The organism is Nocardia exalbida NBRC 100660, from assembly GCF_000308575.1.
In the GTDB taxonomy this organism is placed as follows: domain Bacteria; phylum Actinomycetota; class Actinomycetes; order Mycobacteriales; family Mycobacteriaceae; genus Nocardia; species Nocardia exalbida.
Genome location: NZ_BAFZ01000156.1, coordinates 25,668 through 42,884, shown reverse-complemented (window position 1 = coordinate 42,884; position 17,217 = coordinate 25,668). Strand labels below are relative to the sequence as shown.

General features: G+C 68.4%; 17 protein-coding genes. 8 read left to right on the top strand and 9 right to left on the bottom strand.

Going from position 1 to position 17,217, the window contains the following annotated elements:
* On the top strand, positions 1 to 835 hold an 835-nt coding region (locus tag ON29_RS30500; RefSeq protein WP_040871615.1), incomplete at its 5' end, for an AMP-binding protein.
* 39 nt (positions 836 to 874) lie between these two features.
* Here ON29_RS30500 and ON29_RS30495 read toward each other — a convergent pair.
* The 4 genes from ON29_RS30495 to ON29_RS30480 form a co-directional block, all read right to left on the bottom strand.
* The gene (locus tag ON29_RS30495) at positions 875 to 1,813 is read right to left on the bottom strand and encodes an undecaprenyl-diphosphate phosphatase (RefSeq protein WP_040871613.1); all 939 of its coding nucleotides are present in this window, start codon (positions 1,811 to 1,813) and stop codon (positions 875 to 877) included.
* Between the two features lie 73 nt (positions 1,814 to 1,886).
* Positions 1,887 to 2,903 (bottom strand): 4-hydroxy-2-oxovalerate aldolase, encoded by a 1,017-nt coding sequence (gene dmpG / locus ON29_RS30490; RefSeq protein ID WP_040871612.1) that lies wholly within the window; start codon positions 2,901 to 2,903, stop codon positions 1,887 to 1,889.
* A complete protein-coding gene (locus ON29_RS30485; protein WP_040871611.1) occupies positions 2,900 to 3,883 on the bottom strand; it encodes an acetaldehyde dehydrogenase (acetylating) in 984 nt (327 codons plus the stop codon). Before ON29_RS30485 ends, dmpG begins: the two co-directional genes overlap by 4 nt.
* Positions 3,884 to 3,887: 4 nt before the next feature.
* Entirely contained in the window at positions 3,888 to 4,706 is an 819-nt protein-coding gene (locus ON29_RS30480) for a 2-keto-4-pentenoate hydratase (RefSeq protein ID WP_040871609.1), read from the bottom strand.
* Positions 4,707 to 4,903: 197 nt separating this feature from the next.
* Here ON29_RS30480 and ON29_RS30475 point away from each other — a divergent pair, with 197 nt between their 5' ends.
* The 4 genes from ON29_RS30475 to fabG all read left to right on the top strand — a co-directional run bounded on the left by ON29_RS30475 (position 4,904) and on the right by fabG (position 8,987).
* Positions 4,904 to 5,635 (top strand): IclR family transcriptional regulator, encoded by a 732-nt coding sequence (locus ON29_RS30475; RefSeq protein WP_051175776.1) that lies wholly within the window; start codon positions 4,904 to 4,906, stop codon positions 5,633 to 5,635.
* Positions 5,636 to 5,952: 317 nt separating this feature from the next.
* Entirely contained in the window at positions 5,953 to 7,248 is a 1,296-nt protein-coding gene (locus ON29_RS30470) for an erythromycin esterase family protein (protein WP_083864167.1), read from the top strand.
* 319 nt (positions 7,249 to 7,567) lie between these two features.
* Complete coding sequence (locus tag ON29_RS30465) at positions 7,568 to 7,822, top strand: hypothetical protein (protein WP_040871606.1); 255 nt, start codon at positions 7,568 to 7,570, stop codon at positions 7,820 to 7,822.
* 418 nt (positions 7,823 to 8,240) lie between these two features.
* Positions 8,241 to 8,987: a 3-oxoacyl-ACP reductase FabG gene (fabG, locus tag ON29_RS30460; RefSeq protein WP_040871605.1), complete on the top strand. Its 747-nt coding sequence runs from the start codon at positions 8,241 to 8,243 to the stop codon at positions 8,985 to 8,987.
* A gap of 154 nt (positions 8,988 to 9,141) precedes the next feature.
* Here the strand turns inward: fabG and ON29_RS36215 are convergent, their stop codons facing one another.
* The 5 genes from ON29_RS36215 to ON29_RS30440 form a co-directional block, all read right to left on the bottom strand.
* On the bottom strand, positions 9,142 to 9,285 hold the full coding sequence (locus tag ON29_RS36215) for a hypothetical protein (protein WP_157172948.1): 144 nt from the start codon (positions 9,283 to 9,285) through the stop codon (positions 9,142 to 9,144).
* A 242-nt stretch (positions 9,286 to 9,527) separates the two neighbouring features.
* Positions 9,528 to 10,553 carry a cytochrome d ubiquinol oxidase subunit II gene (locus ON29_RS30455; RefSeq protein ID WP_040871603.1) on the bottom strand — a complete coding sequence of 342 codons (1,026 nt, stop codon included), beginning with the start codon at positions 10,551 to 10,553 and terminating at the stop codon, positions 9,528 to 9,530.
* 3 nt (positions 10,554 to 10,556) lie between these two features.
* Positions 10,557 to 11,978, bottom strand: a complete 1,422-nt coding sequence (locus ON29_RS30450) for a cytochrome ubiquinol oxidase subunit I (protein WP_051175774.1) — start codon at positions 11,976 to 11,978, stop codon at positions 10,557 to 10,559.
* 115 nt (positions 11,979 to 12,093) lie between these two features.
* Positions 12,094 to 13,182, bottom strand: coding sequence for an NAD(P)-dependent alcohol dehydrogenase (locus ON29_RS30445; RefSeq protein WP_174371886.1), 1,089 nt, complete (start codon positions 13,180 to 13,182; stop codon positions 12,094 to 12,096).
* Positions 13,183 to 13,188: 6 nt separating this feature from the next.
* Positions 13,189 to 13,659, bottom strand: a complete 471-nt coding sequence (locus ON29_RS30440; protein ID WP_040871601.1) for a DUF4334 domain-containing protein — start codon at positions 13,657 to 13,659, stop codon at positions 13,189 to 13,191.
* A gap of 93 nt (positions 13,660 to 13,752) precedes the next feature.
* Between ON29_RS30440 and ON29_RS30435 the strand changes: the two genes are divergently transcribed.
* From ON29_RS30435 to ON29_RS30425, 3 genes are all read left to right on the top strand, one after another.
* A complete protein-coding gene (locus ON29_RS30435) occupies positions 13,753 to 14,334 on the top strand; it encodes a TetR family transcriptional regulator (protein WP_040871600.1) in 582 nt (193 codons plus the stop codon).
* 102 nt (positions 14,335 to 14,436) lie between these two features.
* On the top strand, positions 14,437 to 16,380 hold the full coding sequence (locus ON29_RS30430; protein WP_083864168.1) for a glycoside hydrolase family 15 protein: 1,944 nt from the start codon (positions 14,437 to 14,439) through the stop codon (positions 16,378 to 16,380).
* 51 nt (positions 16,381 to 16,431) lie between these two features.
* Complete coding sequence (locus ON29_RS30425; protein ID WP_245549259.1) at positions 16,432 to 17,130, top strand: MspA family porin; 699 nt, start codon at positions 16,432 to 16,434, stop codon at positions 17,128 to 17,130.
* The last annotated feature ends 87 nt before the right edge of the window (positions 17,131 to 17,217 follow it).

Genomic DNA, 17,217 nt, shown 5'->3' with positions numbered 1-17,217 from the left:
CTTCGACGAAACCACCATCCAAACCCTCGGCCACCGCCTCCACCGCATCCTCACCACCATCGCCACCAACCCCCACACCCCCATCGGCGACATCGACATCCTCGACGCAACCGAACGGGAACGCATCACAACCAGAACGGACGCCACCGCACCGCAGGCAGCGGCGACGACGGCGGGCACCACACTGGCCCAGGCACTCGTGGCCGCGGTGGAAGACGACCCGGACGCCCCCGCCGTCGTCGTCGACGATATCGACGTGTCCTACCACGACCTCGAAATCCGCTCGTCGCGGTTGGCGCGCGTGCTGATCGCGCGCGGCTGCGGCCCCGGCGCGGGCGTGGCGGTGCGGCTGGATCGCGGCATCGAAGCGGTCATCGCCACCTGGGCGATACTCAAAACCGGCGCCGCCGTGGTCCCGGTCGACGCACTCGACGCACAGCTGCCCGATGAGTTCGAGATCAAGATCGGACTCACGCTCGGCGACAGCCGGTCCAGCGACACGGTCGACTGGCTCGCCCTCGACGACCCCACCGTCGTCGCGGAGATCGCCGCCGAATCACCCCGCCCGGTCACCTACGCCCACCGCACCCGCACACTGCGCGGGAGCGACACCGCTTTCCTCGGCGATCGGACCCTCAGCTACGACGACTTGGCCACGGCCGCCGCGCAATTGCGCGACCACGCCGAACTCACCTACGAATCCCAGATCCTGCCCAGCGGCGAACCGGGATCCTCCGCCGCGCTGATCGAACTGATCGCAGGCGGGACCGTCGGCGCGACGGTCATCCTGGACACCGATGGTGCAGCGCAGGCCGACGAATGGGAGGCCAGTTGATCACACCTCGGTCACTCGATCGCCCGGCGGAGGGAGACCTCAGCCGAAGTGGACGACCGAGACGGCCCCGGCGGCGAGGCAGTACACGGCGAACGGCAGCAGCGTGCGGGTCTGGAAGTACCGCTCCAGGAACCGCACCGCCAGCCACGACGACACCCCGGACACGAGGGCGCCGACCAGCACCGGCCCCCGGATGCCGTCGGTCTTCGGGCCGACCAGCTCGGGTATCTCCAGCAGTCCCGCGCCCAGGATCGCCGGAGTGGCCAGCAGGAAGGCGAATTTCGCCGCGTGCTCGTGTGTGAGACCACGCCACAGACCGCCGACCATGGTCAGGCCCGCCCGGCTGAAACCGGTCAGCAGCGCGCCGACTTGGACGAAGCCGATACCGAGGGCGTCCCTCGGCCCGAGGGCGGCCAATGGCCGGTCGGATTGGCGGCGAGGCTCCGCCTCGGCGGTGAGAGTGCCGCTGTGGGACTGCCGCAGGGCGAACCGCCGACCGTATTCGGCCAGGGACGGTTCGTTCCGTCGGCGCAGTCCCTCACCGATGATCAGCACGACACCGTTGAGCGCCAAGAAGACGGCGGCGTAGATCGGCGCCCCGAACAAGGCGTGCAAGGGATGTTCCAGCAGAAAGCCGAGCACGCCGACGGGAACGGTGGCGATGACGATCAGCCACGCCAGCCGCTGCGGGATGGTGTCGAGGCGCCCGGTTCGCAGTGTGGTGAGGAAACCCGCGACGATGGCACACCAGTCCCGCCAGTAGTAGCCGAGCAGCGCGACCGCCGTCGCCACGTGCAGCGCCACCACGAACGCCAGATACGGTGTGCCTGTGCCGGATTCGCCTTCGCCGGTCAGCTTCTCCCAATCGCCTCCGAGCCATGCTGCGACCAGCACGGAGTGACCCAGGCTGGAAATCGGGAAGAGTTCGGTGACCCCCTGCACCGCACCGATGACAGTCGCTTGAAAGTAGGTGAGCATCGAAGCGAGTCTCGCACGCGCGCAAAGGAAGCGCCGGAGAGGCTCCCGCACCGCCCCGGCGATATCCGGGCGATTACCCGCCGGCGCCGGCCGACAGGTCGAGCGCGATGTCGACGATGAGGTCCTCTTGCCCGCCGACCAGCCCGCGGCGTCCCACCTCGAGCAGGATGGTGCGCACGTCGATGCCGTAGCGCCGCGACGCGGTTTCGGCATGCCGCAAGAAGGACGAGTAGACCCCGGCGTAGCCGAGCGTGAGGGTTTCGCGGTCCACGCGCACCGGGCGATCCTGCAGCGGCCGCACCAAGTCGTCGGCGGCGTCTTGCAGAGCGAACAGATCGCAGTTGTGCTTCCAGCCGTGCAGATCGGCGACAGCGACGAAAGGTTCGATCGGGCAGTTGCCCGCTCCCGCGCCGTGGCCGGCGAGCGAGGCGTCGACCCGGGTGACGCCTTCTTCGACCGCCACCACGGAATTGGCCACCGACAGCGAGAGGTTCTCGTGCGCGTGGATACCGATCTCGGTGCCCGGATCGAGTGCCTGACGGTAGGCGCTGACCCGGTCGCGGACGCCGTTCATGGTCAACCGGCCGCCCGAATCGGTGACGTAGACACAATGCGCCCCATAGGATTCCATCAATTTCGCTTGTTCGGCGAGGCGAGCCGGTTCGGCCATGTGCGACATCATCAGGAATCCGGAGACGTCCATGCCGAGTTCCCGTGCGGTGGCGATGTGCTGGGCGGACACATCGGCTTCGGTGCAATGGGTGGCCACGCGCACCGACCGGACGCCGAGCCGGTAGGCGTGCTTCAGTTCTTCGATGGTGCCGATACCGGGCAACAGCAGCGTGGTCAGCCTGGCGTGGGTGAGATTGGCGGCAGCTGCTTCGATCCACTCCCAGTCGGTGTTGCTCCCCGGGCCGTAATTCAAGCTGCCTCCGGCGAGGCCGTCGCCATGGGCGACTTCGATGCCGTCGACCCCCGCCGCGTCGAGCGCGGCGACGATCCGCCCGACGTCGTCGGGAGTGATGCGATGGCGCACCGCGTGCATGCCGTCGCGAAGGGTGACGTCTTGGATGAACAGCTGGGTGGTCATCGGAGCGCTTCCTGTCCTGCCGGTGCGGCGGCGATCGTGTCGGCGATGGATTCGGCGTAGCGCACGGCCGCCGAGGTCATGATGTCGAGGTTGCCCGCGTAGGCCGGGAGGTAGTGGGCGGCTCCTTCGACTTCGAGGAAGACCGTCACCTGATGGGTGGGCGCGGCCGCCGCGTCGGGGCCGAGCAGGGTGTGCACCGGTTGATCCTGCGGGACGGCGGTGATCTGAACTTTCTGCTTGAGGCGGTAACCGGGCACGTAGGTGGCCACATGGGCGACCATCTGCTCCACCGACTCGCGAATCGCCTCGTGCGTGCCGGAGTCGTGCGCGGTGATCAGGCACAGCACCGTATCGCGCATGATCAGCGGCGGGTCCGCCGGATTGAGGATGATGATCGCCTTGCCGCGCCGGGCGCCGCCGACCGCTTCGATCGCGTGCGCGGTGGTCTCGGTGAACTCGTCGATATTGGCGCGGGTGCCCGGCCCCGCCGACTTCGACGCGATGGACGCGACGATCTCGGCGTAGGCGACCGGCGTCACGCGGGAGACGGCGGCGACGATCGGGATGGTCGCCTGGCCACCGCAGGTGACCATGTTGACGTTGGGGGCGTGCCGATGTTCGTCCAGGTTCACCGCCGGTATGACGAACGGGCCGAGGGCCGCCGGGGTCAGGTCGATCAGGCGTTTGCCGAGCGGTTCGAGCACCGCGGCGTGCGCGGCGTGGGCCTTGGCGGAGGTCGCGTCGAAGACCACGTCGATCTCGTCGAAGTTCGGCAGCTCCAGCAGGCCCTGGACGCCATCGGAGGTGGTCGGGACGCCGAACCTGCGCGCTCGGGCGAGGCCGTCGGATTCGGGGTCGATGCCGACCATCGCGCCCATCTCCAGCACCGTCGAGTGCCGGATCACTTTGATCATCAGATCGGTGCCGATATTGCCCGACCCGATCACCGCGACTTTCAGCTTGGCGGGGTTGTCGTTCATGGTCTCACTCCTTGATGAAGGTCGCGGTCACCGCGCCGAGTCCGGTGATGTCGGCGGTGACGGTGGCGGGGCCCTGAATCGGGGCCATCGGTCCGAGCGCTCCGGAGAGAACGATCTGCCCGGCACGCAGGGGACGGCCGAACTCGCGAGTGGTCCGCGCCAGCCAGGCCAAGGCGTGCAGCGGATCGCCGAGGCAGGCGGCGCCGGTTCCCGTGGACACTTCGACACCGTCGATCGACATGCGCATCTGCGCCGAGACCGGGTCGAAGGAATCGAGCGTGCGATGTTCGGCGCCGAGGACGAACAGGCCACTGGAGGCGTTGTCGGCGACGGTGTCGCCGAACGTGATGTCCCAGCCCGCGATGCGGCTGTCGACGATCTCGAGCGCGGCCACGGCGTAGCCGACCGCGCCGCGAATCTGCTCGTCATCGAGCGGGCCGTCCACCAAGTCCGCGGCGAGCACGAACGCGACCTCGGCTTCGGCCTTCGGTTGCAGCAAGCGGCTCAGCGGTACCGGTGTGTCCTGCGGGTAGTACATATCGTCGAACAACACTCCGAAATCCGGTTGATCGACGCCGAGCTGGCGCTGCACCGCCGGTGAGGTCAAGCCGATCTTGCGCCCGACGATCTCGGCACCCGCCGCGACGCGCTCGGCGGTCAGCAGTTCCTGCACCGCGTATGCCGCGGCCACATCGTCGGAACCGATCAGATCGCGCACCGGCGCGCACGGGGTGCCGGAGCGGGCCGCCGCGCCGAGCAGGTCGGCGGCGGCAATCGTGGCGGTGTCCGCCGAAGGTCGATCAAGGCATGGAGGTGTTGGCATCGGGATCCCGGAATTCGTGAGGAAGTATGGAACGGTGATCCCACTGTCGCCGCAGGCGGGAGCGGCCCGCCAGCGATGCGTTCCACTGAGCCGAACGCCATCCGAGTAGAGTGAATCGGCCGAAGGGTTGGAGGTCGACGGTGTCATCTGCGGCTGCCGGTCGTGCGGTAGACGGCTCGACCGTTCTGGGCAAGACCATGGCGGTGCTCGAGGCGTTCTCGATCGATGACACCGCGTTGAGCCTGGCCGAACTCGCGCGGCGGACCCGGATGCCGAAGGGCACCTTGCACCGGGTGCTGTCGGACATGGTGGCGGTGCGATTGCTGGACCGCACCGAGGCCGGGTATCGGCTCGGCGGGCATCTGTTCGAGCTCGGGATGCGCGCGTCGGTGGAGCGCAGTCTGCTCGAGGTGACGATTCCGTTCCTGGAGGAGTTGAACGCTCGCATTCACGAAACCGTGCATCTCGGCGTTCTGGACGGTACGGATGTCGTGTACCTGACCAAGATCGGCGGGCGTCGTCAGGCCAGCGCCCCGTCCCGGATCGGAGGCCGCATGCCGGCGCATTGCACGGCCATCGGCAAGGTCCTGCTGGCCAACGCCGACGCGGCGCTGCGCGACCAGGTACTGACAGGACCGCTTCGGCGCCACACCCCGCGGACGATGATCCTGCCCGGCACGCTGCGCAACCAGCTCGATCGGATCGCGGCCGACGGCGTGGCCTTCGAATTCGAGGAATCGGCTCCCGGCCTGGTGTGCGTCGCCGCCCCGGTCCGCGAGGCCGACCAGGTCGTGGCCGCGATCAGCGTGGCGGGGCCGTCCCACCGGTTCCATCCGGAGAACCACGCGGCAGCGGTCCGCGCTGCCGCCGAGGGAATCGGGCTCACCCTCACCCGGCGGGCCCGGCTGTTGGGCACGCCCACCTCCTGAACGACTTTTCCCGGACGGACGGCGCCTGGAGGCCACGAGGACGGTCGAACCCCGCCCGGCCCGAAGGCCGGACGTCCGTCGGGTGAACCAAGGTGCGGACACCGTGCCTTCGCGTTTCCGGCCTTCGACCGGTGCCCGCGCATCGCGCCGCCCGCTCGGCAACGCGGCAGCGCCTCCGGCGGCAGGAAGCGCGGACGCCGAGGCAGCACCCGCTCGGCAACCCTCAACCCCAGCGCCGCCGGTCCGAGCGATCGACTCCCCGCGATTGACATCGACAGACCGCCAATTTAATTTGTCATCAAACATAATTAGATTTGATGACAAAGGCGCTTTGGGCTTCGGGTCACGTCCCGCGGCGCAGGCAGCTGTTCAACCGCCGGGAGTGCATGATGACGCAGCGAAAATCCGATACCGCAGAGGTCGCCGAGTGGCTTCGTGACGCGGCGGAACCGTTCGACGTGCCGCATGACGACAGGTCACCCGGGGCCCTGCCCGCGCTCGCCGACTTGATGGAAGACGTTGTCGTCGCCGGCATCGGCATGACCACCCGGGCCGGGCACGAAGTATCCGTCACCGCACACCGGGTCCTGCGGACGCTGGTGGAGCGGAAGGGCTTCCGGGCGCTGGCTCTGCTGGACGACGAGACGGTGGTCGCAGCTCTCGACGACTACACCCGCACCGGCCATGGCGATCCCCGGGAACTACTCGGCGACGCGTGGGTTCCCTGGCGAAATACCGAGACCCTCGCCGTACTGCGGTGGTTACGCGAGTTCAACCGCGCGCATCCGGACGATCCCGTGCGGCTGTTCGGATTGACGCCCGAAGCGGCCAAGCCTGCGCACTACGCGCAGGTCCGCGACTTCGTCGCCACCGTGGCGCCGGACCGGCTCGACGACCTGCGAGCGCATTACGACCCGATAGTCTCCGCGCACCGAGTGGGCGAGCATCTCCAGCGGGCCGGAGGCACCCATCCCGGCCGACCGTTCGTCGACCACGCCAGGGACGCGTTGGCGCTGGTCGAATCGCTACCAGGGGCCGCAGGCGGACCCGCGGCGCTCGACGCGGCGCGGCTCATCGTGCGATACCACCAATTCAGCACCGCGTCCGGGCGCCGCGACTTCGCCGCCGAGGCCGCGGACGCCGCCGACCGAATCGCCGCCTGGCACGAGCGCACCGGACAGCGGATCGCGTACTGGGAGGGGATCTCGAACACCGCGGTCGCCCCCCGGCTGACGATCGCGGCGATGTCCCAGGAGTTCCCGACCACCGGATTCCTGTTGCGCAAGCGCTTCGGCACCGGCTATCTGTCCCTGGCGATCGCGTTTCACACCGGCGAGTTGCGCGCGGATCTGACGGTTCCGGCTCCGTCGCCCGAGTTCGCCGACAGCGCGCTGGACCATCCCGGCCACGCCGGTTATCTACTGGACCTGCGCACAGCGCCGCCCGGCCCGGTACGGCGATGGCTACACCGACCGACCCGATTGCGCCTGATCATCGGCACCTACCACCGCGACCGCGACGCGGACCATCACATCGCCGGCGCCGGAGTGGGCGACTGGTTCGACATCCTGCTTCGGATCCGCACCGTCACGCCCACGCATCACCTCGCCTAGCCGTGCCTTTACGCCGCCGAGGCATAGTTTGCTGGAGGGTTCCCAATAGGTATATCCATCTGTTACATTACCGATGCGGAGCCTATACATACGCGCGCTGCTCCTCGTCCGAACGACAACGCTGTCACCGGACATCCGCCCCGACAACGACGTCGGCAGGCCGACAATGCCGTCGGCCGCGCAATGGATTCACCCGCCGGACACCGCTGCAGCCCGTCCCGCCTCGATCGAGTCGGGCTGTGCGGCATGAAGACGGCCGGAACAGAACACGTGCGACTCGCACGCCCGATCGGACATTCAGCAAGAGGAACTCATCGACATGCCGATCAACTTCTTGAGCGGGCTCGATTTGATCGCCGCGCTCGACGCGCGCAATGTCGAAGCCCATCTGGCCGGTGCCGTGGAGGGCTGCACGGCATGCGCCACCACGTCCAGGCCGGGCCCCGGCTGCCCGGCAGGCCTCGCCGCCCGGATCCGCCACGGCGCCGCGACATCTCCCCTGACGGCGATCGAGATCATCGACGAACTGCGCAACCTGCACCGTTCACCGGAGCCCGAAAACTCCGGCACGTAGTACGCCTGCTCCCCTGGTGGCCACAACCGTTGCTTCGAATATGCACGGGTGATGGTCGTCGCGCTGGCGCCGCGGCAAGGGCGGGGCGCTGCACGGCGGCAGCGACCACGAAGGTGATGGGTGAGGTCGTCCCCGCTTTCGAGGCGGGATCCCTCAGCGAGGTGCTCACCGGACTCGAGCAGCCGACGCCTCGGTCGTACCGGCAACCCTGCATCCACCCCCGCCGGATTCGACCCCGTCTCCGCCCTGCCCCCGGCCGGGCCGAGCCGACCTGGGCAGGGTGCATCGTGTCGGCGACCGACCCCGCCGACGCCGCGGCGGGCGTCGATCATGGTCGATAAGCCGATAATCGGACGCGCCCGGCGCATCCGGCGCACATCGGCGATGTCCCCGAGACCGACCACCGTGAGGAAAAGTCATGACCGGCCCACTGCTACGAGACAAGACCGCCGTGATCACCGGCGCCGCACAGGGAATCGGTTACGCGATCGCCGAGCGATTCGTCGCCGAGGGCGCCCGCGTCGTCGTCGGTGACATCGACGGGACCGCCGCCGGGCAGGCGGCCGAACGTCTCGGCGGCGCGGCCGTCGCACGCGGCGTACGTTGCGATGTCACCGTCGCCGAGGAGGTGCAGGCCCTGCTCGACGCGGCCGCGGAGTCGTTCTCCCCGGTCGACGTGATGGTCAACAATGCCGGGATCACCCGCGACGCCACTATGCGCAAGATGACCGAGGACCAGTTCGACGAGGTGATCTCGGTGCACCTCAAGGGCACCTGGAACGGCACCCGGCTGGCCGGCGCGATCATGCGAGAGCGTGGCAGCGGAGCCATCGTCAACATGTCGTCGCTGTCGGGCAAGATCGGGCTGGCGGGCCAGACCAACTACTCCGCCGCCAAGGCGGGCATCGTCGGCCTGTCCAAGGCCGCCGCCAAGGAACTCGCGCACCTGGGCGTGCGCGTCAACGCGATCCAGCCCGGCTTGATCCGCACCGCGATGACCGAGGCGATGCCGCAGAAGGTGTGGGATCAGAAGATGGCCGAGATTCCGCTCGGGCGGGCGGGCGAGGTGAGCGAGATCGCCTCCGTCGCACTGTTCCTGGCTTCGGATCTGTCGTCGTATATGACCGGGACCGTGCTCGAGGTGACCGGTGGGCGGTTCATGTGACCACCCTCGGCGCCGACGGTTATCCACGCCGCGGCGACGACGGTCCGACGACCAGGGCTACCGCCGCGACGCGGCGCACACCGGCCCCGCACCGAGGCGACGCCGGAGTCGCGGCTGAGCGGCGCAGCTGCGATCGGAGCGGGCCGGGGCGAGGTCAACTCGAGGTCGCGGTCTGGGTTCGGGGGAATCGGTGGCCCATGACATCCGCCCACCACGCGTTCGAAGCGCTGGACTCGGGCCAGATGATCCGGTCTCGGTCGTCGTCGTCGGTGATGGGCATGTTCATGTCCTCGATCACGATGCAATCCTTCGCGCCGTTCATCCTCTGCAAGAGGGCATCTCGTCTCGTGCGGCGCGAAGTATTCGTGACAACGTCGAACCGGCCGGTCGTCGAGCAGCGGGGATGCCCCGATAGCGTACCGGCACGACCGCGCTGTCGAACCGATACGTGCAGCGGATACCACCCGCGGCCACAAACAAACCGTTCTTTCGGTACCACTTCGCGGATCCGTCGCGAGGTGCGCGCAAACCGGCGGTGTCCTACGCCTCTTCCGGTGACACGGGCTGCTCGCGTACCCACGCGTCGGTCTGGGTGAGCCAGAACAAGTAGGCCAACGCGGGTAGCACCGTCACGGCGGCGAGGGCGACGACGGCGAGCAGTGCGAGCAGGGTCGCCCTGGCGCCCGCGGCATCCGCGATGAGCATCTGGTCGACGAGGATCCACGGCGTCTGCGCGACCGCCCATCCGATGACGATCGCGGCGACCGCCGCCGCCGCAGGCACCCGTGCCCACCCGAAGCGACGCCGGTACAGCAGCACCAGGGTGGCCACGCCCGCGGCGGCCGAGAGTGCGATCAGCGGCAGGGCGCGTCCGAGCAGCCCGGCACCGAGGGTCGGTGCGTCATGGCGGATCGGGAGGATCGCCGCGATCGCGACCGCCCCGGTCACCCCACCGACGATCAGCGTGCGGGAACGTAGATAGCCGGCGAGGGCGCCATCACCGGAACGTGCGGCGTCGGCGGTCAGGAAGACTCCGGCCAGGAAGGCGGACGTTCCGGCGGCCAGGGTGCCGCCCAGGAGCGAGGTCGGATTCAGCCACGAACGCACCGGGTCGCCGTAACCCTCGGCGGGCACCCGCCCGGAGGCGATCGCTCCGACGGCGGTGCCGAAGAAGAACGGCGTGATCAGTGACGCACCGGCGAACAAGGCGCCGAACAGGCGCGCCTGGCCCAGGGTCGCGGAGTACTTGCGGAAGGCGAAGTTCGCCCCGCGCAGCACGATTCCGAGCAGCGCCAGGCTCATCGGGATGAACAAGGTGGTCATGATGGCGGCGAACGCCGCGGGGTAGGCGGTCCAGAGGAACACCAGGATGTAGATCAGCCAGACGTGGTTGGCCTCCCACACCGGTCCGATGCTGTGGTCGATGAGCACCCGCAGGCGGCTGCCGCGCCGGGGGCCGCCCGCGGTCAGGTCCCAGAATCCGGAGCCGAAGTCCGCGCCACCGAACAGTGCGTAGAGCACCACCCCGATGAACATCGCCGTCGCGACCACGTCCGAGAGATCCATCGGTCAGGGCTTTCCGACGCTGCGAGCGCGCTGCGCCTGGTCGACCGGTGACGCTCCCGGCCCGTACGGAGCGGTGATGGTCGCGGTGCCGGTGCGCCAGCGGCGGGCCATGGAGCGCAGGACGACGATCGCGCCCGCCGTCATCCCGATATACACCAGCAACACGCTGACGTAGCTCCACCACAGATCGTTGCTCATGCTGGCGGCGTCGGTGGTACGCAGCACTTGCCACACCGTCCACGGCTGGCGGCCTACTTCGGTGGCGATCCAGCCGCATTCGAGCGCGAGAATCGCCAGAGGCCCCGCGGCCACCGCCGCCCGGAGGAACCAGCGCCGGGCCAGCAGGTCGCGGCGCCGCCAGCGCAGCAACCAGAACACGATCACCATGAGCGCGAGCAGGGTGCCGATGGCGACCATGGTCTGGAAGCCGAGATGGGTGATGTTGACCGGGGGCCGATCCTCCACGGGGACCGAGTCCAGGCCGGGGACGGGTGCGGTCGGCGAGTTGCGAGCGATGATCGAACCCAGCCGAGGGATCTCGAGCGCTCCCCTGACCTCACCGTCGACGAGCACGCCGCCCAATCTCAGCGGGGCGGGCCCCTCGGTGGTGGCGGCCAGTTCGAACGCGGCCAGCTTCGCCGGTTGCGTGTCGTGCACCCGCATCCCCAGGACGTGGCCGATGAGAGGTTGCGCGACCGCGGCGACGGTCGCGAAGACGAACGGGACGGTGAACCCCAGCCGATGGTGCTGGTCGCGGCGTCCCCGCAGCAGACCTGCCGCGTAGACACCCGACACGAGGAACCCGACCACCATGAAGGCCCCGACCCACATGTGCGCGAACTGCAGGTAGACGCCGTCGTTGAACATCGCGCGCCACGGATCGACGTCGGTCACCTCGCCGTCGACGAGCCGGAAGCCGGTCGGATTGTTCATCCACGCGTTGACGCTGACCACGCAGAATGTGCCGACCACTCCCGCGACGCCCATCGGGATGAGCATCGCGAGGTGCCTGCGCGGCGGCATGCGGCCCCATCCGTAGAGGTAGATGCCCAGGAAGATCGCTTCGATGAAGAACGAGAGCCCTTCGAAGGCGAACGGCAAGCCGAGCACGTCGCCGTAGCGGCCCATCAGCCCCGGCCACAACAAGCCCATCTCGAAGCTGAGGACCGTCCCGGAGACCGCGCCGATGGCGAACAGGATCGCCGACACCGTCGCCCACCGCTTGGCCAACCCCAGGGCGACGGAGTCGGCACGGACGATTCCCCGGCGATGCACGACGTAGATCATGGCGGGAAACGCCACCCCGAAACAGGCCAGCACGATATGCCAGCCCAGCGAGAAGGCCATCTGCTGGCGCGCGGGCAGCAGACCGGGCGGCTCCGGCGCGGACGCCTGGTACAGCGCGGCGAGCGTGCTCGACACCATCCCGGCCCCTTCCAGCGGTCGCACGGCCGCATGCCCGTGCTCGCATCCGGCCCTTTCGCGGGTTATCCCCCTTTTGCCTCGCCCCAACCAGCGAGGTCATGGCGCGTCGCAGCGGTCACCAGGTCAGAACAGGCTTGACGACCTTGCCGTCGCGCTGCTCCGCCAGCGCGGCATTGATGTCGGTATGCGGGTACGTCGTCACGAGACGGTCGATGGGGAAGCGTCCGGCGGCGTGCAGGTCCAGCAGGTGCGGAATGAAGGTCGCGGGCACCGCGTCGCCTTCGAGGCAACCGCGGATCCCTTTGCCGCCCAGCACGATATCCCGCAAGTCGATCTCCGGGACGCCGGTACCCAGGCCGACCGCGACCACGGTGCCGCCGAGCGCGGCCCCGGCGGCCGCCGTGGCGAGCACACGCGACGATCCCGTGGTGTCGAGCGCGTGGGTCGCCCCGCCGTCGGTCAGCTTCCGGATCTCGGACACGATGTCGTCGGCCGCCGGATCCAGGGCCGCGGTGGCGCCGAGTTCCAGCGCCAGCGCCCGCCGGAAGGGCGACGGCTCCACCACGACCAGTTCGGCGACCTCGCTCGCCAGGGCCGCCAGCACGCCCGCCATCCCGACCGCACCCGCGCCGTAGACCGCGACGCGGGCGTCCCGGTCCGGTCGCAGTACATTGAGCACCGCTCCGGCGCCGGTCAGGAACCCGCAGCCCAGTGGAGCCAGGATCGTCGGATCGACCTGCGTGTCGACGACCACCGTGTTGTCGGCGGTGGTCAACGCGTACGCGGCGAAGCTCGATTGACCGAAGAACCCGTCCAGCACCGCGGTTCCCGCGATGGTGACCCGGGGAGAGCGGTCCGCCCGGCCACCGAACTGGTTCAGCTTCGCCGCCCGCACGCAATACGCCGGCCGTCCGGCCCGGCAATTGCGGCACGTTCGGCAGTGCCGGAACGTCAACACGACGCGGTCACCGGGCCGTACACCGGTCACGGACGCGCCGACGGCCTCCACCACTCCGGCGCCTTCGTGCCCGAGCAGCACCGGATGGTCGGCCGCGCCCGCCGCGCGGGTGATCAGGTCGGTGTGGCAGATCCCGGTGGCCTGGATCCGGACCAGGATCTCGTCGTCGCGCGGTTCATCGATCTCGACGGCTTCGACGGTGAACGGCGCTGCCGGGTCGCGCGAGAGCACCGCGGTGGTGGTCACCATCGCTCAGACCCGCTCGAGCAGGAAGTAGAAGTACTCGCCGTGGGCCAGCACCACATCGGGCCTGCCGTTCATGATGCCCATCAGCGTGTTCTCGTCGAGCCATTTGAAGTGGTCGAAGACCGGGCGGCTGTCGTAGACCATGGTGGCCGTCACCTCGCCGCGGAACTCGATATTCCACAGCGTCGCCTCCCCGCCGCCGCCGAGTTCGACGTTGGAGAACAGCGACCCGTCCTCGGCTCGGCAGATCAGCGGCTTCGCGTCCAGCACGCTGTGGAACGTCTTGCCGTACCAGCGACCGACCGAGAGCGCTTTGCGCAGCGGATGCTCGGTCGGAAACGCCGCCCCCTTCCATTCGCCCAGGATGTCCTCGGCGCGCGCGACGGGCAGTTCGGCCCACAGCGCATCCAACTCGGCCGCGGTCACCCCGGTCTCCCGCGCGGCGAGATCTCGCCAGTCGGTCCCTGTAGAGCCCATAGCAATCCTCGTTCCCAGGTGTGGTTTTCCAGAACTTTTTGGTTCGGAAACTCTATATCCGAACCAAAAGGTTCGGCAAGATAGGATGCGCCCATGCGCGCAGCAGGTCAGGCCACCCGGGAACGGATCCTCGTCGCGGCCAAAGCGGAGTTCGCCCAGTACGGCATCGCCGGCGCGCGCATCAATCGCATCGCCGAGGCGGCCAAGGCGAGCAAGGACCGGCTCTACGCGTACTTCGCGAGCAAAGACGAGTTGTACGCCGCGGTCACCGAGGAATGGGTCACCCAGACCACCGACGAAACCGCCCTCGACGCCGCGGACCTGCCCGGTTACGTCGGCCGGCTCTTCGACCACTACGTCACCCACCCCGACAACGCCCGCCTGCAGGCGTGGGCCGAGATCGAACAGACCCACATCCCCGCCGCCGAAGACGCCATCCGCCGGATCATCGCGGGAAAGCTCACCGAGATCCGGCGCGGGCAAGACCAAGGGCTGATCACGGCGGAATTCCAGCCCATCACCCTGATCGTCATGCTCACCGATCTGGCCCGTACCGCGGCCATGCACGCCACCCGCACCGACCATCACCACCGCACCGAACGCCGCGCCGCCACGGTCCTGGCCGCCCGTCGGCTGGTCAGCCCAGATGCGCTCCCGGCCGAAGACCCTCGTTAGTTGCCGAGGGCTTGCCGAGCCGACCCGCGAGATGGTGGGCTGGTGTGAGCGTCACATGACTCCGGCCGGACGGTAAGCGCCGAGACGACGATGGAGAAACGCATGGACGAGATCGAACGCACAACGCGGCTCACGGCGTTCCCGCGCATCGACGACTACGGGTTCATCTCCGATTGCGAGGTCACCGCCCTGATCTCCCCCAGTGGAGCCATCGAGTGGATGTGCCTGCCCCGCATGGACTCTCCGAGCGTGTTCGCGGCGATTCTCGATCGATCCGCGGGCTCGTTCCGCTTCGCTCCCGCCGATTTCGTGGTGCCCACCGACCGTCGCTACATCCCGGGCACGATGGTCATGGAGACGAGCTGGCGCAGCGGCGATGGCTGGGCGACGGTGCGCGACGTGCTGCTGGTGGGGCCATGGCGGCACCAGACACCGGGCCGGAGTGCGCATCGGCGCACCCCCACCGATTACGACGCCGAGCACATCCTGCTGCGCACGGTGCACTGTGAGACCGGTCAGATCCAGTTCGGGCTCGATTGCCAACCGGCCTTCGACTACGGCAGGTATCGCGCCCGATGGGACTATCTCGGCAGTTATCACCTCGCCCAGGCCAGTGCCGAGGGGACCGATCTGCAACTGACGTTGAGCACCGACATGCGCTTGGGATTGGAAGGCACGCACGCGGTCGCCCGCACACTGCTGAAGACGGGCGACACCCGGTTCTGCGCCCTGGCCTGGGGTAGTCGCGACGCCCCCGGCGATGCCGAGGAGGCCGAAGAGCGGCTGCTGCGGACGATCCACCATTGGCGGCACTGGCTTGCGGGCGGGCGCTTCCCGGATCACCCGTGGACCGCGGAACTCACCCGCAGCGCGCTGACCCTCAAGGGATTGACCTTCGCCCCGACCGGCGCCGTCGCTGCCGCTGCCACCACCTCACTGCCCGAAACCCCTGGTGGAGAGCGTAACTGGGACTATCGCTATTCCTGGATCCGCGACTCCGCCTTCGCCCTGTGGGGCCTGTACACACTGGGCTTCAGCTGGGAGGCGAACGATTTCTTCTCCTACATCCTCGACTTGACCGAGGAAGCTCATGACATGCAGATCGTCTACGGCATCGGCGGCGAAACCGACCTCACCGAACAGATCCTGCCCCACCTGCGTGGCTACGACAACGCCACGCCGGTGCGCATCGGCAACGAGGCGTACCGGCAACGCCAGCACGACGTGTGGGGCGCGGCGCTGGACGCGGTCTACCTCTACGCCCGTCACCAAGATCAAATCGACGCCCGGGCCTGGCCGTTGCTCGGCCGTGCGGTCAAGAGCGCCCTCACCTACTGGCGCGAGCCCGACCATGGCATCTGGGAGGTTCGCGGGCAACCCCAGCACTTCACCTCCAGCAAGGTCATGTGCTGGGTCGCCGCCGATCGCGGCGCCCGGCTGGCCCGCATCCACCAGGATTCGGACCGGGCGCAGCGCTGGCAGAAGGCCGCCGACGAGATCCATGCCGACATCTGCGCACATGCCGTCGACTCCCGCGGGGTGTTCACCCAGTACTACGGCAGTACGGCGCTGGACGCGTCGACCCTGCTCATCCCGTTGGTTCGTTTCCTGCCGCCCGATGACGAACGGGTACGCAACACCGTGCTGGCCATCGCCGACGAGCTGACCGAAGACGGCCTGGTCCTGCGATACCGCGTCGGTGAGACCGACGACGGATGCGCGGGCGAGGAGGGGGCTTTCACGATCTGCTCGTTCTGGCTGGTCTCGGCGCTCTCGGAAATCGGCGAGAAGCAACGAGCCAGACAACTGTGCGAGAAACTCCTCGGCTACGCCAGCCCGCTGGGTTTGTACGCCGAGGAGATCGACCCCAGGACCGGCCGCCACTGGGGCAACTACCCGCAAGCGTTCACTCACCTCGCCTTGATCAACGCCGTCATGCACGTCGTCCAAGACGAACAGGCGATTCTGCGGCAGGCGCTCGGCGGTGAATCGATCGCCCCTCGCCTGGACGACGCCCCGCTCACCAGGGGATATATCCACCGCTGACCGGGGATCCGCTCCAGCGAATCCCCCGCTACCCGGCACCGGGTGTTTTGCGTGCCACGGCCCGGGACGGGTCAGTACTATCACGTCGAACTGTTACCAGCACTAAGGATTTCATTGAACGGCTCGACGATAGCGATGCTCGGCATCGCTGCGACCGCGGCGCTCGGCATGACCGCCGCACCCGCGATCGCTGATCAAATGGCAGACAAATCTCGCGTCGTCGAGACCGAGGACGGCTGGGAGTTGCGGATCAGCAAAACCGCCGAAGACGTGCAGCGCGTACCCAATCTCGCCGCGACGCCGTTCAGCAGGGAAGGGTTCGTCACCTTGTCGGCGGCCGCCGATATCGGCGGCGACGGCCGGGAAGCGGTGAACTCCGGGACGTTGCAGCTGGGATATCAGATCGGCTGCCAGGCCGACGTGTCCAACGGCCTCACTGTCGGCCTGTCCGCGGCCATCGGCCCGAACGCCATGGTGACCGTGGCCCCCTCCCCCGGTCTCGCGGTCGGCGGCAGCGCGCTGGCCCTGCCGAACATGTCGACCACGATCAAGCCCGGCACCATCAACAGCATCACGCTCGGCACCAAACCGCTTGCGGGAGCGCACGGTTCGATCTCGGTCGATCAGATCCAGATCAAGATCGATGCGTGTGCGGGCGCGGTGAGCCTGCGCTCGTTCGCGATCGTGTCGATTTCCACGGCCACGGCCGATAATTCGGTCGCCGTCTACGGTGACCCGATATGGCTGTGATCCCGATGCGCCGTTGGATGGCACCGGTCGGCGTGTCGGTCTCGTTGATCATCGCCGCGGCCGGCGCCTCCGCCGAGCCGATCGTTC